Raw genomic sequence first — 26,485 nt, forward strand, 5'->3', positions numbered from 1 at the left:
CAATAACACATGAGGCACTTTTTATCCTTTATTTTTTTATAAATTTTCTCACAAAAGATCCATTTATGTTTGTTAATTGAATTAAATACGTGCCAGCTTTCAGTTGACTGATGTCAATCGACTGCCCCGGCTCTATTACGGTACTTGAAATTCTGCTCCCAGAAAGATCGAATATCTCCATGTGAGTAGACTCTTGTAATCCAATAATATTCAAGGTGTGGGTGGAAGGATTGGGATAAATTTTCAAGTCTTTATTCCCTTCTATATCGTCCTCTTGAGCCACGCGAGCATAGGCCGCTGCCGAGCTGGAGCTTATACGCAGCCAGTTGATGTTCCATCCACCAGCGGTGGCCTTTATAGCCAGCTGTTGCTGACCAGAATTGAGGTTAACAGTATGAGAAACAGTGGTCCAGTTTTGCCAGCCTCCTGTATTTGAAATATTTACAGTACCATAAACAGGTGAACCGCCTGCATTTTCAAGCTGCAAAGTTCCGGTGCTGTTGGGGCTGGCCACCCTGTACTCCACCATATAACTACCTGATGCCGGTACATTGATGTCATAAACCATCCAATCGTCTGCATCTATATAGCCAACATTGTTGCCACCTTCTACGCAACTTTCAACCTGTATGCCCGATTGCAGCGAGAAGCTCTCTCCTTCTATTTGAATAGAGAAAGTAGAGGTTGAGCCCCCCAGTTGTTTGAATGTAGCATCATTTCTTCCCAAATCATTTGAAATAGACTCCACAAAAAGCTCGGAGTTACGGTGCCTGATATAACTTCCCGGCAAATTATATGATTCAAAAGACTGTTTTGAGCCATCTGCGAGGCCAGCCCTGAGATAAAAAGTGGCATCTTGTTTATAACCATCGGTATTTTCATAATCATCCAGCCATACTTCTCCGCTTCTGTGCCTGAGGTATCTGTTAGGGAAGTTTCTTGACTGGAATGACACACCTGCACCTGCCAGGCCTGGTACCATTTTCCAGTAGGCATCATTTACAGGAGAGATGTTGGCGTCTATCCTGCCTCTGGAAGAAGCATGTCTGATATATCTATCCGAAAAATTATGTGACTGCCATGCAGAATAGCCTTCCGGGGGCTCAGGCAAACCATTTCCTGGATTTACATTCAGTCCGTTTGCTTCTCTTATGAGCTGAAAAATATGGTCTGGTCTAACTACTACATAATTGCTGTTCAAGGAATTAGCCACATTTTTAAAGCTGGTAGGCGTTACTCCCTGCCAGGGCTGAGCCTGTATGATGATAAATCTCGGAGAGTTGCCGTCCCAGTTTTCTGAGGCATAACCAATATGATCCTTCATGGCCTGCTCATTGGTGCAATAATTACAGGATAGTGCCATGCCGGGCATGCTATTGTTGTAAATGCTGAGGCCACCGCCGGTATTCTGTGCTGTTAATCCAAGTAATGAGGGAGCATGGTTGGCAAAGCTCTGTCCTACATTTTGGTTAATACCACCTGTGATGGTATTCCAAATGGTCACCACCCTGAAACCAGCTCTTTTGGTATAGTCTTCGGTAGTAGTGACAAATCGATTTAGCGAGGTTGCATTAGGATAGCTGTTAGGGTATGAATACCCATAACCGGAAGGACCGGAAATCAGATTATCATTATTAGTAGCCGTTTGATAATAAAAGTTCAATGCTCCTGGCATGGCGTCCAGCATAGCAGGTGAAAGTGTCCAGCCAATAGGCACTGAGCCTCTGTCAGGGTTATTCCATAGTTTACGCATGAGGTGCTCAACATATTGTAAATTGTCACCATCACTCAGAATAAAGGCTACATATAGCTTGTTTTGAAGCGCTGGCTTGGCAGGAGGCGCTGAAACATTTACTGTTCTGGGCATACCACTGTGAACCGTAAGGTTGGTAGACCAGTCACTGGCAATGGTGGCAATACCATAGTTAGATGCCCTTTCCACACCGGGGCCTTCTTCTGGCCACCAGCCCATATAATTAGCTCCTGCTGGCATAGAGCTTAGAAAATTATTGAGTAATTCGCTTTCTCCTGAAACGTTAGGATCCAGCCATATTACGGCAGCACCGAGCGCAGTGGCATATTCTCTTAAAGCAGCTTTATGTGCATTGGGGTTCAAGCCTATGAGCACTCTTTTGTCAAGTCCAGACCAGTAATTGTTAAATAAGGTCTGGTATACCTGAAGTTTGCTGGTAAATTGCCCACGCATGTCCATGACTATGGGCAGATTATAAGGTGCTGATGTGAGCCTGCTTACCAGAGAGGGAGCTACCACAAGCGCATTTTGGTTAGCAGCCAGCGTGGTGGCCAGGTTGATAGTGTGGGGCTGGCCATTATCATATACAATAATGCCATCTATCTCATTCAGGTATTTGCTGATCAGGTCCCATTTGTCAGCGGGCTCATTGTAGCCTAAGCCCAATGAATTTAGCCAGGTATACTGACCTTCTGCAAAGGCATCACCCTCATAAGAAAATATACGAGGTTGTGTTTTGTTTACAATACCTTTCAGTGAGGCAAAGAGCACCATCTCATCAGTCGATTGGCTACGATTCACCCAGAGGCGATCTACTTTTATGTAGGCCCCACCATGCCAGAACACCCTAAGCTCTATGGAGTGACCATCAGCAGGAATGGTAAAAGGTAATGAGAAGTCATTATAGGTTGAAGCCGTAGCAAAATCCTGACGATTGATAATTCTGGAGGCCAATCCCTGACCTGTGGTGGCATCTCTGACATCAATGGTCACCATAGGATCATTGTTAGCGGTGTTGTTGTCTACTTTTATCCTGAAGTTAGCTGTGTTTCCGCCTGCAGGTAAAGTAGTTACATAAGGGCCGTAAATCATGTGCTGGTTAGGTGCATCTATTCCTGTTTGACATAGCCATCCATCCCCATCAATATGACCGGTGTTATGGCCTAAGGCGGGGCCTTCAGCTTCCCAACTTTGTGAGGTCTCCCTCAGGATAATCAGATCTTGCGTAGGTGCGGTAGAGGGAAATGAAGGTAGCAATTGGTTTTGTGGCCAGCTAATCTGACCATAGGAAGTAGTAAGGGTACATAGCCAGATAAAGGCATAGACCAACCACCTCCATTGTTGTGGTGTTTTAATCATTGGTTTGGTATTTAGGTTGAAAAATAAAATTATGTGATTATCTCACACGTTAAATATACGCATAAAAAAAGGCTGGCTCTTTTCAGAACCAGCCTTTTCTAGAATTTATAAAGACTTTATTATTTCACTTCGAATTGTTTTACACCCATTCTGTACTCATCAGTGTAAACTTCCATAGTGTATATACCATCTTCCCAGTCAGAGCCTTTTTGATATTCAAAAGTAAGCTGCTGCTTAGTGTTATCAAATAATATTTCCTGGCTGGCAGTGTAGAAAACCTCCTTACCATCAACCATAAAGGTGCCAGATCCTTTGGCTACATCAAAGATTACCTGATCGTTTTGATCTACAATCCTTACTATGATGTCTTTACCTTCTATAGGAGCCACCTTGTTTTCTGCAATATTAAATACCACCTTGATTTTATCAATTTGGCGGGCTTTAAAAGGAGAATCTCTTTCTTTTCCTTTGTTGTTAACAGCGAAGATTTCAATGTTTTCAGCTTTCAGTTGAGAGGCCACAGCCACTTTATCCGCTAGCTTTTCGCTTGATTGTTTTATTCTGTTAATAGAATCAGAAAGTTGGTTCTTTTCAGTTTTTAAAGAGGTGTTTTCAGTAAGAAGCTCGTCATTCACACTTTTTAAGTGTTCTATTTCCTCATCTTTAGCTTTCAATAAGGTCTCATAGCCACCTACTTTGTCTTTTAGACTTCTAATAGTGCTTCTGTTTGCTTTTTGTGTTCTTGCAAGCTCTGCTTCAATATCTGCCTTAGCTTTTTCAAGTTCATCTACGTTACCACCTAGCTCTTGAATCTGAGCTATTTTCTCTTCCAGCTCTGCACTAATATCACTTAGCTTTTGCATGGTAGTAGCCAGTTCTTCTTCAGTATTAGTAAGCTCAGTGTCTCTGGCCACACTTTCCTGATGGTCCAAATAAATCTTAACTCCCTGAAGAATAATGATTACAGCAAGAATAGCCACTACTATAGCTGTTTTCTTACTTGATTTCTTTGGTGGTGGGGTAGAAGTAGTTTTATCGTTAGTGGTTTTAATTTCTGTCATAGGTTTAACCAGGTTTTAGCAATTAGACCGTAAAATTATTCTTTATTTAATAGAATTCAACTTTTTATCATTCATTTGTGGGATATAACGCTTTAATACTATTACTGTTATGTGTCTGGATGAAAATTACTGGAGTGGTCGGTATCAGTCTCATGATACGCCGTGGGATGTAGCTCAGATCACTACTCCCTTAAAAGAGTACTTTGATCAGCTTGAAGATAAATCTTTGAAAATCATGATACCCGGAGCAGGTTACGGCCATGAAGTAGCCTATTTATATGCAAATGGATTTACCAATGTTTTCATGGCAGATATATCTAAAGCACCATTGGAAGATTTTGAAAAAAGAAACCCTGACTTTCCATCTCACCAATTGCTCCATGTTGATTTTTTTCAGCATGAAGATAAATATGACCTTATTATAGAGCAAACTTTCTTCTGCGCGCTAGATCCTTCTCTCAGACAGCGCTATGCAGACCAGTGTCATAAACTACTAAAGCCGGGAGGAAAGGTTGTAGGCCTATTATTTCACGGAGAGTTTAGTACCAATCCACCTTATGGAGGTACTATGGAAGAATACCTCGAGCATTTTCAAGCCTTTGATAAACAGGTTTTTGAGCCATGTTATAATTCTATTCCTGCAAGGGCGGGAAGGGAGTTATTCTTCTCAATTGTGAAAAGTGGTTATCTCACTACACACAATGACTAGAAATTTCAACATCTTATTATTCGAAAAGCCTTAAATAGTGGTTTTTAGCCACTTGGAATAGTTTGTGCCTCTCTTAAATCAATTAGTTTAAGATTTAGAACATAAATAGAAATATTATGAATACCGAGAAACAAGCTATTCAGAACGTAATAAATATTTGTCATGATGGTGCTAAAGGATATGAAAGGGCCGCTGAAGAAATTAATAACGAGGAGTTCAAAACCATCTTCAATAGACTGGCTCAGCAGAGAAAGCTATTTATAGAAGAACTTAAGAATGATGTAAGAGACCAAGGCATTACGCTAGAAGATTCTGGTACTGTTAAGGGATATTTCCATAGAAACTGGTTAGATATCAAATCAACTTTTTCTAAGAAAGAAGACCATCAAATTATAGAAGAAGCCAAGTATGGTGAGCAGGAAGCTGTGAAAGTTTATGACGAAGCGCTGAATGCTGATGTGCCAGAGTATATCAAAGAAAAGCTAAAACAACAAAGACATTTAATAGCTGGTTCTATTGACCAATTGACGGAATTTGAAAGAGAAACTGTGTAAGTGATAATTGGCTGTTAAAATGAAAGGGTGTTGATTCAATCAACACCCTTTTTTATTAATCCAATTTCCATTTCTTTTCTACAATATCTTCAGCCAGCAATTTTCCTAGCCCTGCAATAGCGCTGGTGGCCACAGTCCATATAATTACGTGTGCCGTATCATAGCTATTTTGTCTAATTGTTTTAGGAGGATCTTCCTTCCTTACTTTCTGATATCCATAATCAAACAGTCTGCGTAAAGCAAAACTACTTGCAATGGCTATTCCTGGAAATACTATATTACTTAATATCTGTTTTTTTCGTTTTTTATTCATGGTCTGGTGTTTTTTATAGATCGTTCAATTTTATAGAGGTCAAATTACGTTCCAAGCTACTGGCAAATCATAGGGGCCTCATTGGGGAATTTATGTGGGGATTTACTGCCACACTTAGGGAATTTCTCAAGAATGAATGTTTGAAAAAATAAGAGAGAAACGTGTTGGCATGTTTTTTACAGTAGTTGCTTGTCAACTTAAACGGATAAATTATGAATTGCACTGTAAGATTAGACATGCCAGCCAAAAGATTTACCACAGTAATAGATGGTAAAGAAAGCTATTTGCAGTTTAAGCAAGTGGCTCCACAAGTGTTGGATTTAGAGTATATCTACGTTCCTGAAGAGATCAGAGCAAGAGGTATAGCCACTAATTTGGTATACAATGCCTTGATTTTCGCTCAGAAGGAGCATATAGAAATCATACCTGGGTGCGAGTTTGTTCAAAACTACATGATTAAACATCCTGAGTTCAGATGCGTTTCATGGAAAGAGGCTGTTTAATAAGCCTTATTAAATCAGTTTTATTTATATGTCAGAAGAATCAACCAAGGAAGACTTAAAAATTTTAAAAAAAGCGGAGAAGCACATCGTAGCCCTATTTAAGGAAGAGCTCTCCACCAAACTGCTTTATCATAGCCTTGCCCATACCACAGAAGTGGTGGAGGCATCTGAGAAACTAGCTGATGCTGCCGATTTAAATAAAGAAGACAAAGAGGTACTTATCATAGCTGCATGGTTTCATGATACCGGATATATCAAAAAATATAATGGTCATGAGGCTGAAAGTGTAGTTTATGCCAAGAAGTTTTTAGAAGAGGAGGGGTATCCTCAGGATAAGATTGACCAGGTAGAAAAGCTTATTCTCAGTACCGTGATGGCCAGTAAGCCAGAAAACTACCTTGAAGAGCTACTGCATGATGCGGATATGGCACACATGGGCCGAAAAAGGTTCTTTAGAAAGGGTGAATTACTGCGTGTAGAGCTGGAGAATTACTTGGACAAGACTTACTCTGAACTGGAATGGGAAAAGCATCAGTATAACTTTTTGGTGTCTAACACATTCATTACAGAAGTGGCCAAAAGTGAGTTTGAAAAGCGCAGAGTTAAGAATATAAAAGAGCAGCGTCAGAACATACTGAAGGCCCGCAAAGTTACCATAAGGCAAAATACAGGTAAGGATTTTGGTAGAGGAATAGATACGCTTTACAGGGCTAATTATAGAAACCATATTAATTTCAGTGCTATTGCAGATGGCAAGGCCAATATGATGATAAGTATCAACACCATTTTAATATCGGTGATTGTTACTTTATCAGGAGCCAGCCTGTCAATAAGTGATGGATTTGCTGTGGAAAGCCTGCGTTTTACGATACCGATTCTCATTCTCCTGGTAGGATCTTTAGCCTCTGTAGTTTTTGCCGTGCTATCTGCCAGACCGAAAGTAACAGAGAAAAACGTTGATTTAAATGACGTAAAGAAGAACAAGATCAGTCTTTTATACTTTGGAAACTTCCAGGGTGTGCCTAAAGAAGAGTTTGTTCAATATTTAAATAATTTGAAAAAAGATCAAAAAAGGCTCTACGAAAGTATGTCAGTAGACCTTTACAATTTAGGAATAGTGTTGAAGGAAAAATACCGCTTATTAAGTATATCATATAACATTTTTATGGCTGGCCTCAGCATTACCGTGGTAGCCTTTATAGTTATCTTTTTCTACACCAGCGGTTGATAAATCATAGATTATACATGCGAGATAGATCCCAAAAAATGGCCAACTTAAAACTTGGCCTTACTTTTTTATATATTATTTTACTCAGCTCCTGTAAAGTATCTGAGTATAGCCATAACGAATCAGTGAAGCAGGAGGTGCTTGAACATAACGGCCCTGATTCAGTAACTGTGCGAGCAGGTAAGCTATATGAGGCGGGCAAGTTCAAACGCTTTATGCTGGGAGACCACTACAGAGATGTGTGGCTGGCTCCGGTAAAGGTTCCCATTCTGAACATCAATGAAGTAAAAGGTGGCCTGAAGCTGGAGGATAAAGGAGGAGGTATGCAAACCTATTCTTTAAAAGTGGAAGGTGGAGATGGTAGACTATATTCTATCAGATCATTGCAGAAAGATCCTACACCCACACTGCCCACGGCGCTCCAGTATTCATTTGCAGATGACATTGTGCAGGATCAGATCAGTGCATCGAATCCGTATGCAGCTTTCATTTTACCATCTTTAGGAGATGCAGCCGGCATATATCATACTAATCCTCAGATATTCTACTTGCCGGATACACCCGATTTGGGTGAGTTTAGAAAGGATTTTGGCGGCACACTAGTAATGCTGGAAGAAGATGCCGATGAAAACTGGGAAGGCTATGAAAGCTTCGGAGGTACAGAAAATGCCGTAAGCACTAACTCCGTAATGGAAGATCTGCGTGATGATAATGATAATTACATTGATGAATCTAATCTATTAAGAAACAGGCTCTTTGATATGTGGATTGGTGACTGGGATCGACATGATGGCCAGTTTAGATGGTCCGAATTGGAAGATGAAGATGGTAAAACGTTCTTCAGGCCAATACCTGAGGATAGAGATAACATGTTCTTCAAATTCGATGGCTTCTTTCCCACCATAGCTAACAGAAAATGGGCGCTGAGAAAGTTTCAAGATTTTCAACCAGATGTGCGCGACATTGCAGGCTTAAATTTCAACGGCCGTTATTTAGATCGACGTTTCTTAACAGGAATGTCAGAAAAAGAATGGGTAGCTCTGGCCGAAGATTTACAAAAAAGACTTACTGATGAGGTGATAGAAAACGCCATTCATCAGATGCCAGATACGGTATTTGCATTAACCGGTGAGCGCACTATAAGAATACTCAAGGCAAGGAGAGCTAACCTGCCAGAGTTTGCTAAAAGGTACTATAAAATACTGGCGAAGGAAGTAGATATTTTAGGTAGCGATAAAGAAGAGGCCTTTGAGATTATCAGACATGAGAATAATACCACAGAGGTAAATGTGTATGAGTCTAACGGTAGTGGTAAGAAAAAGAGAAGGTTCTATCATAGAGTATTCCTACCAGGAGAAACCAAGGAAGTAAGGCTTTATGGTTTAGCGGATGACGATCATTTTTATATATCAGGCAAAAGCAATAAGGGGCCATTAGTAAGAATAATAGGAGGTAAAGGTGAAGATGTGCTTCAGGACTCCAGTAAAGTTTCCGGGTTAAAACGAAAAACCATTTACTATGATGATATAGACGAAGAGAATGAGGTAGAAGACGGTAAGGAAACGAAAGTGTTGTTATCAGCCGATAAGGACGCTAATAGCTATGATTTCAAGGACTTTAAATATGACTACTTCGGACCAACCTTGTATTTTGGGTTAAACAATGATGACGGCCTCTTCATAGGTGGAGGTACTATCATAAAGAAACAAGGTTTTAGAAAAGATCCATATGCCAGCATGCATAAGATTGTGGCGAACTATGCTCCAAGTACGTCAGCCTGGAATTTTGAGTATGAGGGAGACTTCACCGAGCTATTCGGAGATTTAGGATTGAGCATTAACCTTTTCGCGCGAGCTCCGAACTTCTTCACTAACTTCTATGGTTATGGAAATAGCACTGAAAAGACAGTGGATGATGACATGTATTACAGGGTTCGTTATGAGGAAGTATGGTTCTCGCCTGGGCTTACTTACAAGCCAGGAAAGCTTTCATCAGTAAAATTCGGGCCGGCTTATCAATATGGTAAGGTTCATAGAAGCAGTGATGATAACTTCCTGAAGGATAATCCTGATTTATTAGGTCCGGATGTGTTTAACAAGAGCCACTTTGCCGGATTCGCTTTCAAGGCTGATGTCAATACTACCAAAATACTGAATAAGCCCGAGAAAGGTATCCGCTGGATTACTGAAAGCACATGGCTGTCAGAGTTGAATAATGACAACAGCCGCATGAGTAAGATTGCCAGTGAGTTAAGAGCTTATTACACCATTGATATACCTCTAGAAACTACTTTGGCAGTGAGAATAGGAGGGGAAAGTATCTCGGGAGATTATACCTTCTATCAGGCTAGTACCATAGGTGGAAATGCAGGTTTGAGCAGACTGGGAACAGTAAGAGGATATGGTAGAGATAGATTTTCAGGAAGAAGTAGCATTTATCAAAACAATGAGATAAGAATGCGGTTATTGAGAGTGCCGTTCTACTATTTGCCATTTGAGTTCGGTATTTCAGGTCATTTCGATCAAGGAAGAGTGTGGTCTGATGTGGCAGAACAAGATGAGTGGCATACAGGTGTAGGTGGAGGAATATGGCTGGCGCCTTTAGGCCAGTGGGTATTTACAGCCACTTATACCAAAGGAGATTATGAAAACATGTATAACGTTAATCTAGGATTTCTTTTTTAATATAGTTTGTTAATAGATAGAAAAGGGAGACCCGGCCAGGTCTCCTTTTTTGTTGGCATAAAAAAAGAGCTACTTCTTGCGAAATAGCCCTTCTTCCACTTATCTGTGTTATAATTTCCTTAGTGCACTTGGTGATCTTTCTTGTTTGCTTTGTCAAGGAACTCTTCCAGCTCCACATTGCTGTCAGCACCGTAGCTATTGGTTAGAATTCCCTTCTCGCCAGCAGATGTTTCTAAAGTATATAGTATAGATGAATCTTCCGGGTTGGTTTCACCTTCGAAACGATACTCTTCAGTAATTGTGATTTCTTTCGGTTGATAAACCTTCTTTTGGCTGTCATTGTGTAATTCGCCATCTCTATAGTTAAAGTCATCAGTATAACCTTTCTCTCTAAGATCAGTCATCACTTCAGACATTGGTTTTAAATTATGAATAGACATATCAGTTTAATTTAAATATTAGTTAATGTTTATTCAATTAGTACCAATCTCATGCCAGTGACTAATGTCAGCTAGCGCGTTTATCTGCCCTGTTTCTCCCCAGCTCACCCAAGTAATCTTCTACAAACTGTGGAATATGTTATACATTGAATAAGAGGTGTTATGGGTCAATAATGGTTGATTTGTTTATTAAATAATTGATATTCAGTGAATTATGATTTTAACTTTCTTTTGGTATGTCTTTTTCATATGTAATGTCAGAAACAGCTAATTATTAACTTTTAAAGTGAAACAATTATGAATAATACAAACATTAAAATTATAGCAGGATTTGCAGCAGGAGCCATCGCAGGAGCATTAACAGGACTTTTATTAGCCCCAGAAAGCGGTGACAAAACAAGAAAAAAATTAGGTAAAGAGTCTGATAAATTCAGAGAGTCTTTAAGCAAATCTTTGGCAGAATCTTTTGATGCTGCAAAAACAAAATATAACACTTTATTAGACGAGTATACTGCTGAAGGTAAAAAGAAGCTCGCTAAGGTAAAAGACACTGCTAAGCTTAACTAAGCTTAGTAGTTTTTGAAATCAAATTAAAAAATCTAAAACCATACAGTCATGAGTGAATTAGAAATTAAAGGAAACTGGAACGAATTGAAAGGTAAGTTGAAACAAAAATATGGAGAACTTACTGATGACGATTTGACTTTTGCAGAAGGTAAGTATGATGAAATGCTAGGAAGAGTGCAAAAGAAAACTGGAAAGACTAAAGACGAATTGAGAAAAGAGATCGAAGCTCTATAAACCCAAGCCAGATAACCTGCGTGGCATTACGCTGCGCAGGTTTCTTTTTACCTGCATGTTATTAAGCCTTAATAGATGAAATTTAACTTTGAAAATGCCTTAGATCAGGTACTTGACAAACTTAACGGATGGCTAGACACATTCATAGGGATGTTGCCCAATATGGCAGTAGCCCTTTTGATATTTATTGCCTTTTTGGTCTTAGCCAAAATAACAAGAAATTTAATCCTTAAAGTATTTCACAGAGCCAGTAATAATAAAGCTCTGGAAAACTTATTCGCCACAGTGATTTATTATATGGTGATTGGCCTGGGCCTTTTCATCATACTGGGTGTATTAAAAATGCAAACCGCTGTTACCTCGCTCCTGGCAGGAGTAGGAGTAGTTGGTTTAGCGCTGGGTTTTGCCTTTCAGGATATCGCCGCCAACTTTGTATCCGGTGTGATACTGGCTTTTAGAAGGCCATTTAAAATTGGCGACATCGTGTCTATAACAGATTATATGGGCACCGTGGTAAGAACCAACCTGCGGGTAACTACAGTGAAAACATTTCAGGGCCAGGAGGTATATCTGCCTAACAAGGATGTACTACAGAGCCCTATTATCAACTACACCATTACAGGTGAGCGCAGAATAGACCTTGAAGTAGGTGTTTCATATGGAGACGACCTAAGCAAGGTGCAACAATTAGTATTAAAAGCAATAAAGAGCCTTGATGGACTGATCAGATCTGATGATGTCATTTTTGATTATCATGAATTTGGCAGTAGCTCTATAAACTTCTTTGTAAGATTCTGGATCGAATACCCAGATCAGCCAGGATTTCTGGCTATGAGAAACAAAGCCATCATGGCCATAAAAGATACATTTGACGAAAATGAAATCACCATTCCATTCCCTATTCGTACGCTCGATTTTGGGATTAAGGGAGGTGAAAAACTATCAGAAATGTCTCTACAGCTTGCTGGAGAGGCATCTAACTCTAACTAAACATTTACGATTATGAAAGCGGAAGAAAAAGAGATTTTATTTATATATAATTCTGAAAAACAAGAAGATAGAAAAGCTTTTGGGTACGCAGATTCTATTGATGGATTTGCCCTGAATGATAAAGATGTAAACAAAGTGAAGATCACTGAAACCCAGTTAGCAGAAATAGCTGATGATATGGGTGTAGCGGTGGTACAGCTGGTAGATGAAAACTCTGAGTACTACATGAACGAGCTGAAAGGCAAGAGCATCAATGACTCTGAGTTGACCACTATTTTGTCTAAGAACCCGCAGGCCATTAAAACACCTATAGCTTACTTAGGTAAAAAAGCCTTTTTCGTTGATTCAGCCTACAGCTTTGTGAAGCAAGGCATTGAAATAGAAGGTGTAAAATCTGAGAAGGGTAATGCATTTGAAAAGCAAGTATGAGTAAGCTGATCCATAGAATAACAATAATGGCTGCCTTCATGGCAGCCTTATTTCTGCAATGCCAGCAGAGTTCAGAGTCTGAAAATGCTGATGCTGAGAGCACATCCTCTGAAACAGTGCAAGAGCCGTCTTCTGAAAAGCCAGTCATGACTGATGATGGTAGCACAGAGGTCAAAACGGAAGGCTCCACAGACTGGTCTGCAGACAAGAATGGCCTTGTAAAGCAGGTGGATGATTATCTGGCAAAGATAGATGAGCACCTGGAGGACATTGCCGAGCATGTGGAAGAACTTCATGGTGATACCAAAGATGAAGTAGAGAACATCAAAGAGAAGCTTGAGGTTGAAAAAATAAAGCTACAAGCTCGAAAAGAAAAGCTGGAAGCTGCCACAGCACAAAACTGGAGTGAGATTGCTACAAATACTCAAGGCGCATTAAAAGACCTTAAAACTAAACTAGACCAACACGAAGAATATCTCGAAGAGGCTTACTAGCCAACCCTGACCCTCATGAAAGAAAGAATTGTAGATGCCTTTAATAATTTTTGGATTGCCATTGTAGACAGAGTGCCGGAGATCACCATCGGGGTGGTGCTCCTTTTTGTATTTATAGCGCTTGGTGTATTGCTCAGAAGGTTTGCCCAGCGTAGGCTTTTAGTGAGAATAGGAGATAAGCTCACTGCTAACTTCATAGGCAGAGTGATATTCCTTATTTTCCTCATTATAGGAATAGTTATTTTCCTCAATCAATTAGGCCTGAGTAAAGCTGCCGGTGGCCTTCTGGCAGGTGCAGGTGTATCTGCCCTTATCATTGGTTTTGCTTTCAAAGATATTGGCGAGAACTTTCTCTCCGGCTTTTTCCTGGCCTTTAGCCGCCCTTTCAGAATTGGAGATATCATTTTGGTTAACGATATAACAGGTTCAGTGAAGGCATTGAGCTTTAGAAATACCCATGTCCGCACCTTTGACGGAAGAGATGTTTTCATCCCTAACTCTATTTTAATCAAGCAGCCTCTTACCAATTTCACCAGAGATGGTCTTATGCGTCATGATTTTATAGTAGGTCTGGATTATGGAGATGATATCGCTGAGGCTACCCGGGTAACGCTTGATGAACTGAGCGCTATGCAAAACATAACCCATGCAGAAGGTGTAGAACCTTTTGTAATTATCAATGACTTCAGCACCAGCACCATCAATCTAAAAATCCATTTCTGGATCAATACTTATGATTTCCTTGGCTCCACTACGGTGTTAAAGAGCACAGTGATGCAGCAGGTTCTAAATAGATTGAGCAAGGAAGGATTTACCATGCCAGCAGATATTATTGAGTTGAAAATTTACCAGGAAGGACAGCCTATTCCGGTATCGATAAGAGATAACAGGCCCATAAAAACCGATTAAGAATGAAGAAGTACGATGTGATAGTGATAGGCAGTGGACCGGCAGGAGCAAGCATTGCTGATAAGTGTAAGGAAATGGGTAAGAATGTGGCTGTGGCAGACCATGAGTTTGGTGGCACCTGCGGCTTGAAAGGTTGTACTCCTAAAAAGGTGCTGGCAGTGACATCAGAAATACTACGCTACGCCTGCCATCTGAATGGCAAAGGGATCAAACAAGTAAATGTAGACTTGGAATGGTCTTCTCTCATGCATTTTAAGAGGTCCTTCACCGAACTTATTCCCATGAATACAAAGCAGGGATTGCTAAAAAAGGGCATTGACATTTTGGAAGGAACAGCCAGCTTCGTAGATGAGCATACGCTGGAGGTGAATGGAGAAAAATATCAGGCAGATAAAATAGCTATTGCTACAGGAGCTAAGCCCATGGAATTGCCCATAGAAGGCTTTGAACATTTAATAAGTAGCGATGAATTATTGGAGTTAGATGAAGTCCCTAAAAGAGTGGTCTTCGTGGGCGGAGGCTATATAGCATTTGAATTTGCACAAATATTAAGAAAAGCAGGCAGTAATGTGAGCCTGCTGGAAGCAGCTGATAGACCATTGTCAGGCTTTGATTATTTCCTGGCCGGAAGGCTAGTAGAGTTATTCCAAATGGAAAAGATCGATATCAGGACTGGCTTTAAGGTAGAGAAAGTAATAAAGAAGGGTAAACATTATCTGGTGCGCGGCGAGCATGCAGGAGTAATGGAAGAGGTAGAATGTGATTTAGTAGTGCATGGTGGTGGTAGAATGCCAAATGTGGCCAGTTTAAATCTGGAGGCCGCAAATGTGGAGCATTCTAAGAAAGGAATTACAGTAAATAAACACATGAAAAGTGTGTCTAATGATCATGTTTTTGCAGCAGGAGACGTGGCAGACACCGGTTATCCATTCACACTTGTGGCTGATTATGAAGGAAGGGTAGTGGCTAGCAACGTCTGTTCAGATGATAAATCGCGGACTTCTTATGATGGTGTTCCATTTGTGCTTTTTACTTCTCCAAAATTGGCCTCTGTAGGTATGCAGGAGCAGGAGATTATGGACAAAGGCTTAAAGTATGAAACGCATCAGGGAGATACCAGTCATGGTCTTATCTCACGTAGCCTTCAGGAAAATCTAAGTGGATACAAGTTATTTATAGGTGAAAAAGGAAATATTCTGGGTGCGCACCTTCTAGGCCCAAAGGCGGATGAGGTAATCAATGGCTTTGCCATGGCCATGCAACATAATCTCTCCGTACATGATCTGAAAAAGACCTTTTTAAGTTATCCCAGTGCCTTTGCAGAAATTAGAAAAATGATTTAGAAGTCATGAAAAGGAAGAGCAACTGTCCTCACGGCATTCATTATATATCAGATGATTGCCAGGGCTTTACAAGGAAAAAGCGGGGCAAGGGGTTTGAGTATTTTGATTGCGATGGGGATAAAATAACCAATACATCGGCTATTGAAAGAATAGAAGAGCTAGTTATACCTCCTATGTGGAAAGATGTATGGATCTGCCAGGAAGAGAATGGCCACCTGCAGGTTACCGGCTATGATGAGAAAGGTAGAAAGCAATACATCTATCACACTAAATGGACCGAATATCAGCAGAAGAACAAATTCAGCAGATTAAAGGAGTTTGGAGAAAAATTACCTCTGATCAGAAAGAAGATAGAAGAGGATATCAATAAAAAAGGCTGGCCTAAAGAGAAAATTCTTGCGCTCATAGTGATGATGCTGGATGAATACTACATCAGAATCGGGAACAAAAGATATGAGCATGAGAATAAAACCTACGGCCTTACCACACTAAGAAGAAAGCATATCACAGAGAAGGATGGCCATCTGGTTATTGGTTTTAAAGCTAAAAGTGGCAAGCAGCGTGAAATTGATATCACAGATAAGAAATTGATAAAACTAATCAAAAAGACTTCAGAACTGCCTGGCTATGAAATATTTAAATATCTAGATGGCGAAAAGAAATCGCACAGGCTAGATTCTCATGATGTGAACGAGTACCTGGTAGATATTACCGGAGAATACTTTACCGCAAAAGATTTTAGAACCTGGGGTGGTACCGTTCTGGCCATTGAAAATATTGATGAGGCCAGGAAAGAAATTGAAGAGAATCCTCGTAAAAAGCTTGAAACAGCTTTGGTAAAGAAGGTCTCGTCAGTTTTGGGTAATACAGTGGCAGTATGCCGTGAATACTACATTCATCCCAAAGTAATGGATGTATTGATGAAAAATAGCGTAGGACATTATACAAAAAAGAGCCTTAATGGTTTAAAATATAAAAGTGAATTATCAAAAGCAGAACAGCTGGCTTTGAAAATCATATAGAATGAAAAAACTAAGACGTGTTCTTTACAAGGTTTCTTTAGAAATAACCAACAGTATTGCTTTCTATCCTACACTAATCGCAGTAGGTTTTCTGCTGTTCTCTTTTCTGGTAATGTCAGTGGAGTATGAGTCTTTCATACTGGACTTTAAGGAGGATATCCGTATTCTTTTAGTGCATGGAGTGGATAATGCCCGTTTGATATTGGGCACCGCTGTCGGCAGTATTATTTCATTAATGGTGTTCAGCTTTTCCATGGTAATGGTAGTGCTGAATAGAGCTTCTTCCACCTTGTCACCGCGGGTAATCCCTGGATTAATCACCAATAAGGCGCATCAGGTAGTGCTTGGTGTGTACTTAGGTACCATCATTTACAGTTTAATTCTCACCATAAACATCCAGTCCCCAGATGCGAAATATAGAATACCGGCTTTGGGTATTTTATTCTCTATGATCTTCGTAATCAGTTGCTTAGGGCTTTTTGTGTATTTCATTCACTCTATTTCCCGGTCTATACAAGTAGACAATATCTTAGATAGCATTTACCGCCAAACGGAAGAACAAATGGAGTTGGCGGAGGTGGAAGATGAAACTAAAGAGCTTCCCGATACTGAAAACTGGTATACGCTCTATACCAAGCGGGCGGGCTATCTGAAGCAAATGAAGGAGGATTCGCTTTTGAAAATATGCAAGAAGCATGATATCAAAGTGGAAGTAATGGAGCAGAGTGGCTTCTTCATGGTAAAAGGCTTTCCTTTCCTTAAAATAAGCAAAGAGATTAATGAAGAGCTGGAAGAGGATATTCGTAGCTGCTTCATTTTTTATGCTGAGGAGCATGTTACTGATCACTATTTGTTTGGCTTTAAACAAATTTCTGAAATTGCGGTGAAGGCTTTATCTCCTGGAATCAACGATCCTGGAACAGCCATTAAGGCCATTGATTTATTGTCCATTCTCTACATAAGAAAAATGCGCCTGAAGGAGCGTGAATATCTTGGCGATTCTGATGGCAACCCCGTAATAATGGTGCAATCTGTTACCCTTGAAGAGCTCCTTTATTTCAACCTTACACCCATAAGAGAATATGGAAAAATGGATGCTACGGTTATGCTAAACATACTCGAAAGCCTTAAAAATCTGGCTTACGCAGACCGCGAGCACCTGGTGCATCAAGAGGTGTTAGAGAAATATGTGAAGAGTATGGTGGAGTCTTGTAGAAAGCACATACACAACGACTTAGATGTAGAATCTCTGAATAAAATGATTGATAAAATCAACAACCTTTTATCAGATGGATACCACGTTCAGCACATTGATGGGTAATATGGTCAACAGCAGGGGAATGTGATACCCAATAATGTGGTCTACAGATCAATTTATAGCCCAAATTATCATTTCAATGGCACTATTTCTTGGCACAGTATTGATTAGGTAATACATAACCTAATCTAAGAACAAAAAAACTAACTAGCCATGAAAACTCTTGACGATCAAATCCACCTTAAAAACATGCTCTCCTGTATTGATGATATTGAGAACTACTGCCCGGACCTTACACCCGATGAACTAGAAGAAGATGATGTGAAAATACCGGTATATAGAAGTCTCACTATGGTTGGTATTGAAGCTTCTCAGCTATTTGGGAAGTACCCTATGCTGAATGTTTTACAGAGCTTCAAGAAAGCAGACTTTATAGATGGAATCGGTCAGGATGTTTATGCTATGTATAACTTCATTGTGAACGATCTTGGATCTCTTAAGCAGGCGATCATTGATTTGAGCACAAAGAGAACCACCAGAAAAACCAGATCTACCCTTATGAGCGCATAAGCAGGTACGCTTTTTGGATTGTCTTAAGTATAACCAATAATAAAAAAACGCTATGGATATATTTAAGAAATCTGAATTTTTAAAACTTGCTGATATTCACGAGCCACACTGTGTGTCTATATACATTCCCACAGAACGAAGTGGGGGAGAAGAAGCAAGATATAAGAACAAAACCCGTCTTAAGAATCAACTAAAGGAGGCTGCTCAGCAATTACAGGGTTTTGGCCTTAACAAGTCAGAAATAGAAACCTATTTAAAGCCAGCTAATGATTTAATAGATTCAGATAATAGCTTCTGGTCTAAGCAATCAGATAGTCTGGCATTGTTTCTTTATAAGGACAAGATGGAGTACTATTCTCTACCCACAATTGTAGAAGAGTATACCTACATTTCTAACCAACTTTATTTACAACCACTAGCTAATTTATTACACGGATCTGGCAGACATTTTATTATGTTGCTCAGCCTGAATAACGTTAGCTTCTTTGAAGCCACTGAAAACACTCTCATTGTTGTTGAAACTGAAGGACTTATCCCGGAATCAATGGTTGAGGCTGTAGGCACACAAGTAGAAGAGAGCAATCTTCAATTCAGATCTGGTCATGGGGAGCAAGGTGAAGCATTATATCACGGTCATGGAGTTGGTAGTGAAACAGAGAAGAAGGAGGAAATTTCTAAATACTTCAATGCTGTTAATAAAGGCTTAATGGAAATGCTGCATGATGAAAGTGCTCCGTTAGTAGTGGCTTGTGTAGATTATCTATTTCCTATCTATCAGAAAAACAATTCTTATAAAGGTCTTCAGGCACAACATATATCTGGTAATCATGAACATACGGATATATTGAAAATTAAGGAGCTGGCCTGGGATATCGTTAAAGAACAGTTTAACGCAGAATATGAACAAGCGGGTAAGCGATATAATGAATATCTATCTCATGGAAAGGCTGCTTATGGTCCTGAAGAGGTAATCCCAGCGGCACTAAATGGTCAGGCAGAATCTCTTTTCATCAAAAAAGGAGAGCATATCTGGGGTACCTACCAGCAAGACACTAACAAAATTGCTATTGATGCCATGCATAAAGTAGGCAATACTGATCTACTCAATAAAGCTGCTGTTGAAACTGTGAAGCACGGCGGATCGGTGTATGTGGTGGATGAAGAAGATATGGTGGAAGAAGGATCGGCAGTAAGTGCGGTATTTAGATATACAATGCAATAAATACCTCAACTGTGAACAGAATGTGTAATCGGGTTCACGGTAAAATGTGTGGAATTAGGGTTTTAGCCCTTATCAAGCGGCTGGCACCATTTTTCCACTATAGAAAGTATATTAATTATAGAATTAAAAAATTTGAGATATGGACATTTTAAAAGATAGAAAAGTTGCCATTTTGGTAGCCGACGGATTTGAAGAAGTTGAATTTACAGAGCCAAAAAAAGCATTAGAAAGAGCGGGAGCTACTGTACATGTTATCTCACCTAACGAAGATAAAGTAAAAGCATGGGACAGCACAGATTGGGGTAATTCCTATGACGTGGATAAGGCATTAGATGCAGCATTACCAAGTGATTATAATTCACTACTACTACCAGGAGGAGTGCTAAATCCTGATCAACTGAGAGCTAATGATAAAGCCGTTGAGTTTGTGAAGCATTTCTTTGAAGCGGGAAAACCAATCGCTGCCATCTGTCACGGACCATGGACGCTGATAGAAACGGGAGCTTTAGAAGGAAGACAAGTAACGTCATATAAATCTATTAAAACCGATTTAATTAATGCAGGTGCTGAGTGGAAGAACGAGGAAGTTGTTACCGATCAGGGACTAGTAACTAGTCGTAATCCTGACGATATACCTGCATTTTGCAAGAAGATGATTGAAGAGTTTTGCGAAGGAGTACACGAAGGGCAGAAGACCATTTAATCATTTTTTTAGCTCGGGCTGAGGTCTGGTTTTTGGCCTCAGTCCATTTTTCTTTAAATCTAACCAACTAAATATTAAAAATATGAAAGCGTTATATACAGCGGAAGTAACCGCACAAGGTGGCCGAGGAGGTCATGTAAAATCACAAGATGGTGTACTTAACATGGAGCTGGCTAAGCCGGAATCTATGGGAGGTGAAGGTAAAGAAGGTACTAACCCGGAGCAGCTTTTTGCTGCAGCGTGGGGGCCTTGTTTTCTGGGAGCACTAGGTACAGTGGCAAAAAAGCAAAACGTTGATCTAGGAGATACCAAAATCATTGTTAAAGTATCTTTCAATGAGGAAGATAATGGATACGCTTTATCTGCAGCTCTTAATGTTATAGATGAGAGCGTAGAGGACGATGTGCTAAATGAGCTTGTACAGAAAACACAGCAAGTATGTCCATATTCTAAGGCAACTGCTGGAAACATTGATGTTACGGTTACAGCCAACAAAATTGAAGTTGAAGTATGATGATCAACGGAGTAGATAAGCTGAGAGAGACTATTGCCTCCATTGAAGTGGCCATGTTAACCACTAAAGATGAGAATGGTGAGCTCTTAAGCCGCCCAATGTATACACTTTCGGTAGGGCATGACGGAGATATTTGGTTTTTCACATCCAAAAACTCCCCTAAAATGGATGAGATTGAAGAGAATAATCTGGTAAATATCAGTTATTCTGATACTCATTCTCACACCTACGCTTCCATTAGTGGTACGGCCAAATGTGTGGATGACGACAGCCTAAAAAGGAGATTATGGAATGACATTCATGAAGCATGGTTTCCTAAAGGAATTGATGATCCGGATTTATGCTTGCTGAGAGTAAATATGAAATCAGCCGAGGTATGGGATCAGGAAACCGCAACTATGGTTACCGTAATTGCTAAACAAGTAGCAGAATAAGCTGTTAACATATAGATAATTTATAAAATAGACCGTCTTAAATTATTAAGATGGTCATTTTTATATAAAGGATTATAACACTTAATATTGCGCCGCCGTTATTGAGGCAATTAAATTAAATGGCAAGTAAAGGTTTCGAACACATTCTATTTAAAATTCTGAAAATCACAGGCTGGATTATTCTTAGCCTGATTTTGATTTTGGTCATTGCCATTTTCTCCCTGCGCCTCCCGAAAGTTCAGGAGTTTGTTACTGGAAAAGCACTTAATTTCTTCAAAAGCAAAGTAGATACAGAGGCCAGCATTGGCAGACTCTATGTTGACTTCCCCAAAACCATTGTCATAGAAGATATCTACATAGAAGACCAGAAGAAAGATACACTGGTTTATGCTCATCATATTGGTATAAACACCGATTTGTGGGGCTTATTGGATAATAAGTTTCAAATCAATGATCTGGAAGTAGAAAAGCTGGTGGCTAATATCTATTCCACTAATTCTGATAGTACATTCAATTATCAATTTATAGTAGATGCTTTTGCAGCTCAGGATACTACACAGGCACCTGTAGATACCACCCAGACCAAGCCATTCGACTTTTCCATCAAAGAAGTAGATATCAAGCATACCAGAGTAAGGTATGATGATTTATATACTGGAATTAGCCTAAACCTGAATGTAGGCTCGCTGTACACTGACATTTCTGAGTTTGATCTCAATAATGCTCATATTCTGGTAGATGAAATTGCTCTTGAGAACTCTGTGGGAAGCTTCAAAATTCTTAAGCCTTCACAGTCGTCAGATACTACCAGTTCAGAGGTATTTGATATTGCAGGTAACTTGCTCACAGTCAATAATGTAAAGTTCACCTTTGAAGACCGACCAGGCAATATGAAATTCAAGTCGGATATAGGTAAGGTGGGCATTGAGGTGGATAGTATGAGTTTGGCAAGACAGGTCTACGTGGCTAAAACCATAGATATAGAAAATACATTTATCTCCATCGATCAGTACACCCAGGATTCTACTCAGGTGGAAGAACCAACTGATACCACATCAGTTTCAGAGGAAGAGATAGAAATTCTTACCGGTGTAGCGCAGGCCAATATCAAAAATGTTGGTTTCAGGCTCTATAATCATAATTATGAAAAGGTAGATGGGTTTGATCCTAATCACATGTGGTTTCAAAAGTTGAATGCTGATCTTCAAAATATAGTATTTAAAAATGGCTATGCAGATGGTAAAGTGAATAGCCTCACGGCATCAGAGCAGGGTGGACTAAGCGTGAAAAGCTTCAATGCAGAATTCAAGTATGGGGAAAAGGAATCATTTGCTAAAAATCTCCACTTAGAAACTGATCACACCAATATAACTGGTGATTTGGCTATTGCTTACCCTTCTATGGAGGCTATAGCAGATAATCTCAACGCACTTCAAATCGATGCCGAAATACAGAGGTCAAGAATAGATTTTGAGGATATTTTCTACTTTCAGCCGGCCTTAAAAGAGAGCATGAGCTATTTCAATGGCAAAGCTAGTCAGGTAATTCTTCAGGGTGATATAAAAGGATCTATGGCCGATATGGATATCAATAACTTACAGGCTGAAGCATTGAATAATACCAAGCTGGCCATAGATGGTCAGGTTAGTGGACTGCCAGATGTAAATAAAACCAGACTGAACTTAAAAATTAAGAATGTAGCTACTAGCAGAGAAGATATCAAACTGGTCCTTCCCGATAGTCTGATACCACAGAATATCAGCATTCCACAGAATATTGCTCTGAAAGGTAAATTCAAAGGCTCTTTAAATGATTTTGCATCTAAGCTTAACCTCACCACTAGCTACGGAGATGCCCTGGCTGATGTGAAAATGAAGCTGGAACAGGATAGTATTTATAGCTATGCCGGCACCGTGAAGGTGGATAGCTTCAAGTTAGGTAAGCTTCTTATGCAAGAGGACCAAATGGGTAATCTCTCTCTAAATATGAAAGCCGAAGGAAAGGGGTTTGCCATAGAAGATCTTGATACACAGCTAGATGGAGAAGTAACGGCTGTCGATTATAATGGATATACCTATAAAAATATCTCTGTCAATGGTAAAGTACAGGCGCAGGAGTTTACCGGTCAGCTGGCTATGGATGATCCTAATGCCGACTTTGAGTTTGATGGCACCGTAAACCTTAATGACAGCGTTCCTCATTATCAATTTACCCTGGATCTGCGTACCCTCGACTTATATGCGCTGAATTTTGCCAAAGAAGAACTTAAAGTTAGAGCCAAGATCATTTCTGACATTAGAATGGCTTCCGCTAAAAGGATTAACGGTACTCTGGCTATAGATGATTTTGTGATGGGCAAAGGCACCCACGTGTACCAAATGGATACCTTTCTACTCACCTCAAAAACGGATGAAGATAGCACCAACATCAGTATTCAATCTAATATCATCACCGCAGAATTTAAAGGTAACTTTGATATCGTTACGCTACCTCAGGTTTTAGAGCAGCATTTTAACAGATATTATGACTTGGCCGATGTGGAGGACGTACAGCAGTTAACACCACAAAGCTTCGATTTCAATATCAACGTGATCAAGCCAGGTTTCTTCACTGATCTTCTGGTACCCGAACTGGATGAATTAAGGCCTGGCCCAATAAAAGGTAATTATAACAGTGAGCTCTGGGAGCTCAACCTTGATATCAATCTGCACAAGGCAATATATGCCGGTACAGAGGTAGACTCGCTGGGGATAGAAGTAAATTCTGATGAAGCTGGCATGAGTTATCTTATGAAGGTGGCAAAGCTGAGTAGTGGAAGCATCACGGTAGATCATATCAACTGGCATGGTGATGTGGAGGCTGACCACATTAAAACTGAGCTCATGATCAATAATGATGAAGGAGAAACCAAGTACATGTTTGGTGGTATCTTCATCAGTGGTGAGGATTATTACAGGTTTCAGTTTACTCCCGGGGAGTTCATTTTAAATTATCAGGAATGGGATGTAAAGCCTTCCAACAGAATAGATATTCACCCCTCAGGTATCTGGGTGGAGAATATGATTTTGCAGGATAGCAGCCAGCAGATCATTGTAGAGTCTAAAGTAAACGACAAGAGCGATAGTACACTGGCGGTAAATATTGAAAACTTCAGCCTGGGTGCCCTGGGTAAGTTGGAAGAATCAGATGTATACCTAATCAATGGTATTTTGAACGGTGAGTTTAATCTGAATATGGAAGAAGCGGGTCTAGCCTTTACTTCTGATTTAGATATCAATCAGTTTAGCTATAAAGGAGATACTGTGGGTAACGTAACTGTGGTGGCTTTCAATGAAGGCGGCAATAAGTATAACCTTGATCTAGATATTAAAAACAGCCTTAATAATGTAAAAGTAGATGGATATTATCTGGCAGATAGTGTTCCAGAAATACATTTGGATGCTAATCTGGTTAATCTTGATCTTTCTACAATAGAATCATTCACCATGGGCCAGCTAACGGAGATGAAAGGTAGCATAAATGGATTACTGAAAATCAGAGGAACTACCGCAGATCCAGATATTGCCGGCAAGCTGAACTTTAATCAGGCGCGATTCAAAGCTGCTTATGTTCAGACCACCTTCAAGATCAACAATGAGTCGCTCAACTTTACTAAAACAGGTATTTCATTTAATGACTTTGTGATTAATGATGTCAATGGTAATGCAGCCAGAATCAATGGAGACGTTGCCACCACAGACTACTCTTTTTATAAGTTTGACCTGAAGTTAAAAACAGATAACTTCCTTTTACTCAATACTTCAGAGGATGACAATGAGCTATACTATGGTAAAATAGAGCTTAACTGTAATGCCACCATCACAGGTAATTCAGATCAACCAAACGTGCAGATGGATGTGGGTATGAGCAGTGGCAGTGAGCTGACATACGTTATACCAGAAGCCCAGATTACTGAGCAACAGACAGAAGGAATTGTTACATGGTTTGACGCTGACGTGGAGAATGATCCATTTTATCAGCAATTCAACACCGGCGAGCAGGAGAAAGATACCATTGAAGCCCAAATTACCGGTATAAACATAAATGCAGACATCAATATTGATCAAAATAATACCCTTAACGTAGTCATAGATCCAGTTACGGGTGATAAGCTTGCTGTAAAAGGAAATGCCAATCTTAAGTTGGGCATAAAGCCAAATGGTGATATGACACTAGCAGGTAGATATGAGGTTTTTGACGGTAGTTATAATCTGAATTTCTACGGACTGGTAAAAAGAGAATTTAAAATACAGAGGGGAAGTTACCTGCTCTGGACGGGGGATGTGCTGAATGCCAGAATGGATATCTCAGCGGTTTATACCGTGCGTGCTACACCACCGGCAGAAGCTACTTCCAGTGATGTATCAAGTCAGAAATTGCCATTCCTGGTCTATACAGATATTCAGGGTGAATTATTATCACCAGAAATTTCATTCCGACTAGCTTTAGAGGAGGGCGCACCTGCAAGTACAGCGGTGGTGGCTTATGTAAACCAGCTCAATAATAGAAATGAAGAGCTGGATCAGCAGGTATTTGGTTTATTGCTATTTAAGAACTTCCTCACCGGCACATCGTCTAATAGTTCAAGTAATAATGTGGCTCAGACCACAGCCAGAAATAGTGTGAGTAAAATATTGAACACACAGCTCAGCAAGTTGTCCAACAAAGTAAAAGGAGTAGAACTATCTCTTAATCTGGAATCTAACGGCGCACCTACTAATTCTGACGATCCTTTGGCTAATACACAGCTGGAGCTTGGCCTCTCTAAGCAGCTTTTTAATGATCGAGTAGTGGTGAAAGTGGCCGGTAATTTCAACCTGGATCAAAGTGACCAAAACAGGCAGCAATCCATGAATGATTTTGCAGGTGACCTTCGGATAGAGTACAGGCTAACAGAAGATGGCCGTTTTAGGTTAGTGGGCTTTAGAGAAAATGAATATGATAACTTCTTTCAGGGTGGTGATGATGTAGTGAAAACTGGTGTTGGAGTCATCTTCGTTAGAGATTATGACAGCTTTAAAGAGTTATTTAAGGCCAAAGACAACACTGAGAAAGAGGACGCAAAAGATGAGGATGCCGAGAAGGAAAATGTAAAGAAAGAGGACGCAAAGAAAGAGGAAGAAGAAACTGAAAATAATAACGATAAGTAATAA

At 39.9% G+C, this 26,485-nt stretch carries 24 protein-coding genes; 20 read left to right on the forward strand and 4 right to left on the reverse strand.

Annotated elements, in window-relative coordinates:
* Positions 1-28: 28 nt before the first annotated feature.
* Both LVD16_RS12880 and LVD16_RS12885 read right to left on the reverse strand, forming a co-directional pair.
* Positions 29-3,112 carry an AbfB domain-containing protein gene (locus tag LVD16_RS12880; protein WP_233774355.1) on the reverse strand — a complete coding sequence of 1,028 codons (3,084 nt, stop codon included), beginning with the start codon at positions 3,110-3,112 and terminating at the stop codon, positions 29-31.
* A gap of 119 nt (positions 3,113-3,231) precedes the next feature.
* Positions 3,232-4,173: a DUF8428 domain-containing protein gene (locus LVD16_RS12885; RefSeq protein ID WP_233774356.1), complete on the reverse strand. Its 942-nt coding sequence runs from the start codon at positions 4,171-4,173 to the stop codon at positions 3,232-3,234.
* A gap of 109 nt (positions 4,174-4,282) precedes the next feature.
* Between LVD16_RS12885 and LVD16_RS12890 the strand changes: the two genes are divergently transcribed.
* Complete coding sequence (locus tag LVD16_RS12890; RefSeq protein ID WP_233774357.1) at positions 4,283-4,882, forward strand: methyltransferase; 600 nt, start codon at positions 4,283-4,285, stop codon at positions 4,880-4,882.
* 116 nt (positions 4,883-4,998) lie between these two features.
* The gene (locus LVD16_RS12895; RefSeq protein WP_233774358.1) at positions 4,999-5,436 is read left to right on the forward strand and encodes a ferritin-like domain-containing protein; all 438 of its coding nucleotides are present in this window, start codon (positions 4,999-5,001) and stop codon (positions 5,434-5,436) included.
* A 55-nt stretch (positions 5,437-5,491) separates the two neighbouring features.
* Here the strand turns inward: LVD16_RS12895 and LVD16_RS12900 are convergent, their stop codons facing one another.
* Entirely contained in the window at positions 5,492-5,749 is a 258-nt protein-coding gene (locus LVD16_RS12900; protein ID WP_233774359.1) for a DUF4235 domain-containing protein, read from the reverse strand.
* A gap of 212 nt (positions 5,750-5,961) precedes the next feature.
* Between LVD16_RS12900 and LVD16_RS12905 the strand changes: the two genes are divergently transcribed.
* Genes LVD16_RS12905 through LVD16_RS12915 form a run of 3 tightly spaced genes read left to right on the forward strand, consistent with a single transcriptional unit; the run spans position 5,962 to position 10,164 of the window.
* Positions 5,962-6,252, forward strand: coding sequence for a GNAT family N-acetyltransferase (locus tag LVD16_RS12905; protein WP_233774360.1), 291 nt, complete (start codon positions 5,962-5,964; stop codon positions 6,250-6,252).
* Positions 6,253-6,280: 28 nt separating this feature from the next.
* Positions 6,281-7,480, forward strand: a complete 1,200-nt coding sequence (locus tag LVD16_RS12910; protein WP_233774361.1) for a Pycsar system effector family protein — start codon at positions 6,281-6,283, stop codon at positions 7,478-7,480.
* A gap of 17 nt (positions 7,481-7,497) precedes the next feature.
* A complete protein-coding gene (locus LVD16_RS12915) occupies positions 7,498-10,164 on the forward strand; it encodes a BamA/TamA family outer membrane protein (RefSeq protein ID WP_233774362.1) in 2,667 nt (888 codons plus the stop codon).
* Between the two features lie 119 nt (positions 10,165-10,283).
* Here LVD16_RS12915 and LVD16_RS12920 read toward each other — a convergent pair whose 3' ends face one another.
* Entirely contained in the window at positions 10,284-10,604 is a 321-nt protein-coding gene (locus tag LVD16_RS12920) for a hypothetical protein (RefSeq protein ID WP_233774363.1), read from the reverse strand.
* 297 nt (positions 10,605-10,901) lie between these two features.
* Here LVD16_RS12920 and LVD16_RS12925 point away from each other — a divergent pair, with 297 nt between their 5' ends.
* The 15 genes from LVD16_RS12925 to LVD16_RS12995 all read left to right on the forward strand — a co-directional run bounded on the left by LVD16_RS12925 (position 10,902) and on the right by LVD16_RS12995 (position 26,482).
* Complete coding sequence (locus tag LVD16_RS12925) at positions 10,902-11,171, forward strand: YtxH domain-containing protein (protein WP_233774364.1); 270 nt, start codon at positions 10,902-10,904, stop codon at positions 11,169-11,171.
* Between the two features lie 48 nt (positions 11,172-11,219).
* Positions 11,220-11,405, forward strand: a complete 186-nt coding sequence (locus LVD16_RS12930) for a CsbD family protein (RefSeq protein WP_233774365.1) — start codon at positions 11,220-11,222, stop codon at positions 11,403-11,405.
* Positions 11,406-11,480: 75 nt separating this feature from the next.
* Positions 11,481-12,395, forward strand: coding sequence for a mechanosensitive ion channel family protein (locus LVD16_RS12935; RefSeq protein WP_233774366.1), 915 nt, complete (start codon positions 11,481-11,483; stop codon positions 12,393-12,395).
* Positions 12,396-12,407: 12 nt separating this feature from the next.
* Positions 12,408-12,824 (forward strand): arsenate reductase family protein, encoded by a 417-nt coding sequence (locus LVD16_RS12940; RefSeq protein ID WP_233774367.1) that lies wholly within the window; start codon positions 12,408-12,410, stop codon positions 12,822-12,824.
* Complete coding sequence (locus LVD16_RS12945; protein WP_233774368.1) at positions 12,821-13,318, forward strand: hypothetical protein; 498 nt, start codon at positions 12,821-12,823, stop codon at positions 13,316-13,318. The genes LVD16_RS12940 and LVD16_RS12945 overlap by 4 nt, the downstream gene beginning before the upstream one ends.
* A 15-nt stretch (positions 13,319-13,333) precedes the next feature.
* Positions 13,334-14,227 (forward strand): mechanosensitive ion channel family protein, encoded by an 894-nt coding sequence (locus LVD16_RS12950; RefSeq protein WP_233774369.1) that lies wholly within the window; start codon positions 13,334-13,336, stop codon positions 14,225-14,227.
* Positions 14,228-14,229: 2 nt separating this feature from the next.
* On the forward strand, positions 14,230-15,570 hold the full coding sequence (locus LVD16_RS12955; protein ID WP_233774370.1) for a dihydrolipoyl dehydrogenase family protein: 1,341 nt from the start codon (positions 14,230-14,232) through the stop codon (positions 15,568-15,570).
* A gap of 5 nt (positions 15,571-15,575) precedes the next feature.
* Entirely contained in the window at positions 15,576-16,592 is a 1,017-nt protein-coding gene (locus tag LVD16_RS12960) for a DNA topoisomerase IB (RefSeq protein ID WP_233774371.1), read from the forward strand.
* Between the two features lies 1 nt (position 16,593).
* Positions 16,594-17,913, forward strand: coding sequence for a DUF2254 domain-containing protein (locus tag LVD16_RS12965; protein WP_233774372.1), 1,320 nt, complete (start codon positions 16,594-16,596; stop codon positions 17,911-17,913).
* Between the two features lie 150 nt (positions 17,914-18,063).
* The gene (locus LVD16_RS12970; RefSeq protein WP_233774373.1) at positions 18,064-18,420 is read left to right on the forward strand and encodes a hypothetical protein; all 357 of its coding nucleotides are present in this window, start codon (positions 18,064-18,066) and stop codon (positions 18,418-18,420) included.
* A 52-nt stretch (positions 18,421-18,472) separates the two neighbouring features.
* A complete protein-coding gene (locus tag LVD16_RS12975; protein WP_233774374.1) occupies positions 18,473-19,642 on the forward strand; it encodes a baeRF7 domain-containing protein in 1,170 nt (389 codons plus the stop codon).
* 139 nt (positions 19,643-19,781) lie between these two features.
* Positions 19,782-20,345, forward strand: a complete 564-nt coding sequence (locus tag LVD16_RS12980) for a type 1 glutamine amidotransferase domain-containing protein (protein ID WP_233774375.1) — start codon at positions 19,782-19,784, stop codon at positions 20,343-20,345.
* An 82-nt stretch (positions 20,346-20,427) separates the two neighbouring features.
* Positions 20,428-20,859 carry an Ohr family peroxiredoxin gene (locus LVD16_RS12985; protein WP_233774376.1) on the forward strand — a complete coding sequence of 144 codons (432 nt, stop codon included), beginning with the start codon at positions 20,428-20,430 and terminating at the stop codon, positions 20,857-20,859.
* Positions 20,856-21,293, forward strand: a complete 438-nt coding sequence (locus LVD16_RS12990) for a pyridoxamine 5'-phosphate oxidase family protein (protein WP_233774377.1) — start codon at positions 20,856-20,858, stop codon at positions 21,291-21,293. The genes LVD16_RS12985 and LVD16_RS12990 overlap by 4 nt, the downstream gene beginning before the upstream one ends.
* A gap of 119 nt (positions 21,294-21,412) precedes the next feature.
* Positions 21,413-26,482 carry a translocation/assembly module TamB domain-containing protein gene (locus LVD16_RS12995; protein WP_233774378.1) on the forward strand — a complete coding sequence of 1,690 codons (5,070 nt, stop codon included), beginning with the start codon at positions 21,413-21,415 and terminating at the stop codon, positions 26,480-26,482.
* The last annotated feature ends 3 nt before the right edge of the window (positions 26,483-26,485 follow it).

This window comes from Fulvivirga ligni, from assembly GCF_021389935.1.
Classification (GTDB): domain Bacteria; phylum Bacteroidota; class Bacteroidia; order Cytophagales; family Cyclobacteriaceae; genus Fulvivirga; species Fulvivirga ligni.

What these genes read in the sequence shown, in the direction of transcription:
- LVD16_RS12940 (WP_233774367.1), top strand. Translation starts at nt 12,408, where the DNA reads ATGAAAGCGGAAGAAAAAGAGATTTTATTTATATATAATTCTGAAAAA.
- LVD16_RS12965 (WP_233774372.1), top strand. Translation starts at nt 16,594, where the DNA reads ATGAAAAAACTAAGACGTGTTCTTTACAAGGTTTCTTTAGAAATAACC.
- LVD16_RS12930 (WP_233774365.1), top strand. Translation starts at nt 11,220, where the DNA reads ATGAGTGAATTAGAAATTAAAGGAAACTGGAACGAATTGAAAGGTAAG.
- LVD16_RS12955 (WP_233774370.1), top strand. Translation starts at nt 14,230, where the DNA reads ATGAAGAAGTACGATGTGATAGTGATAGGCAGTGGACCGGCAGGAGCA.
- LVD16_RS12980 (WP_233774375.1), top strand. Translation starts at nt 19,782, where the DNA reads ATGGACATTTTAAAAGATAGAAAAGTTGCCATTTTGGTAGCCGACGGA.
- LVD16_RS12995 (WP_233774378.1), top strand. Translation starts at nt 21,413, where the DNA reads ATGGCAAGTAAAGGTTTCGAACACATTCTATTTAAAATTCTGAAAATC.
- LVD16_RS12900 (WP_233774359.1), bottom strand. Translation starts at nt 5,749, where the DNA reads ATGAATAAAAAACGAAAAAAACAGATATTAAGTAATATAGTATTTCCA.
- LVD16_RS12890 (WP_233774357.1), top strand. Translation starts at nt 4,283, where the DNA reads ATGTGTCTGGATGAAAATTACTGGAGTGGTCGGTATCAGTCTCATGAT.
- LVD16_RS12960 (WP_233774371.1), top strand. Translation starts at nt 15,576, where the DNA reads ATGAAAAGGAAGAGCAACTGTCCTCACGGCATTCATTATATATCAGAT.
- LVD16_RS12975 (WP_233774374.1), top strand. Translation starts at nt 18,473, where the DNA reads ATGGATATATTTAAGAAATCTGAATTTTTAAAACTTGCTGATATTCAC.
- LVD16_RS12880 (WP_233774355.1), bottom strand. Translation starts at nt 3,112, where the DNA reads ATGATTAAAACACCACAACAATGGAGGTGGTTGGTCTATGCCTTTATC.
- LVD16_RS12950 (WP_233774369.1), top strand. Translation starts at nt 13,334, where the DNA reads ATGAAAGAAAGAATTGTAGATGCCTTTAATAATTTTTGGATTGCCATT.
- LVD16_RS12985 (WP_233774376.1), top strand. Translation starts at nt 20,428, where the DNA reads ATGAAAGCGTTATATACAGCGGAAGTAACCGCACAAGGTGGCCGAGGA.
- LVD16_RS12970 (WP_233774373.1), top strand. Translation starts at nt 18,064, where the DNA reads ATGAAAACTCTTGACGATCAAATCCACCTTAAAAACATGCTCTCCTGT.
- LVD16_RS12905 (WP_233774360.1), top strand. Translation starts at nt 5,962, where the DNA reads ATGAATTGCACTGTAAGATTAGACATGCCAGCCAAAAGATTTACCACA.
- LVD16_RS12945 (WP_233774368.1), top strand. Translation starts at nt 12,821, where the DNA reads ATGAGTAAGCTGATCCATAGAATAACAATAATGGCTGCCTTCATGGCA.
- LVD16_RS12935 (WP_233774366.1), top strand. Translation starts at nt 11,481, where the DNA reads ATGAAATTTAACTTTGAAAATGCCTTAGATCAGGTACTTGACAAACTT.
- LVD16_RS12885 (WP_233774356.1), bottom strand. Translation starts at nt 4,173, where the DNA reads ATGACAGAAATTAAAACCACTAACGATAAAACTACTTCTACCCCACCA.
- LVD16_RS12920 (WP_233774363.1), bottom strand. Translation starts at nt 10,604, where the DNA reads ATGTCTATTCATAATTTAAAACCAATGTCTGAAGTGATGACTGATCTT.
- LVD16_RS12910 (WP_233774361.1), top strand. Translation starts at nt 6,281, where the DNA reads ATGTCAGAAGAATCAACCAAGGAAGACTTAAAAATTTTAAAAAAAGCG.
- LVD16_RS12915 (WP_233774362.1), top strand. Translation starts at nt 7,498, where the DNA reads ATGCGAGATAGATCCCAAAAAATGGCCAACTTAAAACTTGGCCTTACT.
- LVD16_RS12990 (WP_233774377.1), top strand. Translation starts at nt 20,856, where the DNA reads ATGATGATCAACGGAGTAGATAAGCTGAGAGAGACTATTGCCTCCATT.
- LVD16_RS12895 (WP_233774358.1), top strand. Translation starts at nt 4,999, where the DNA reads ATGAATACCGAGAAACAAGCTATTCAGAACGTAATAAATATTTGTCAT.
- LVD16_RS12925 (WP_233774364.1), top strand. Translation starts at nt 10,902, where the DNA reads ATGAATAATACAAACATTAAAATTATAGCAGGATTTGCAGCAGGAGCC.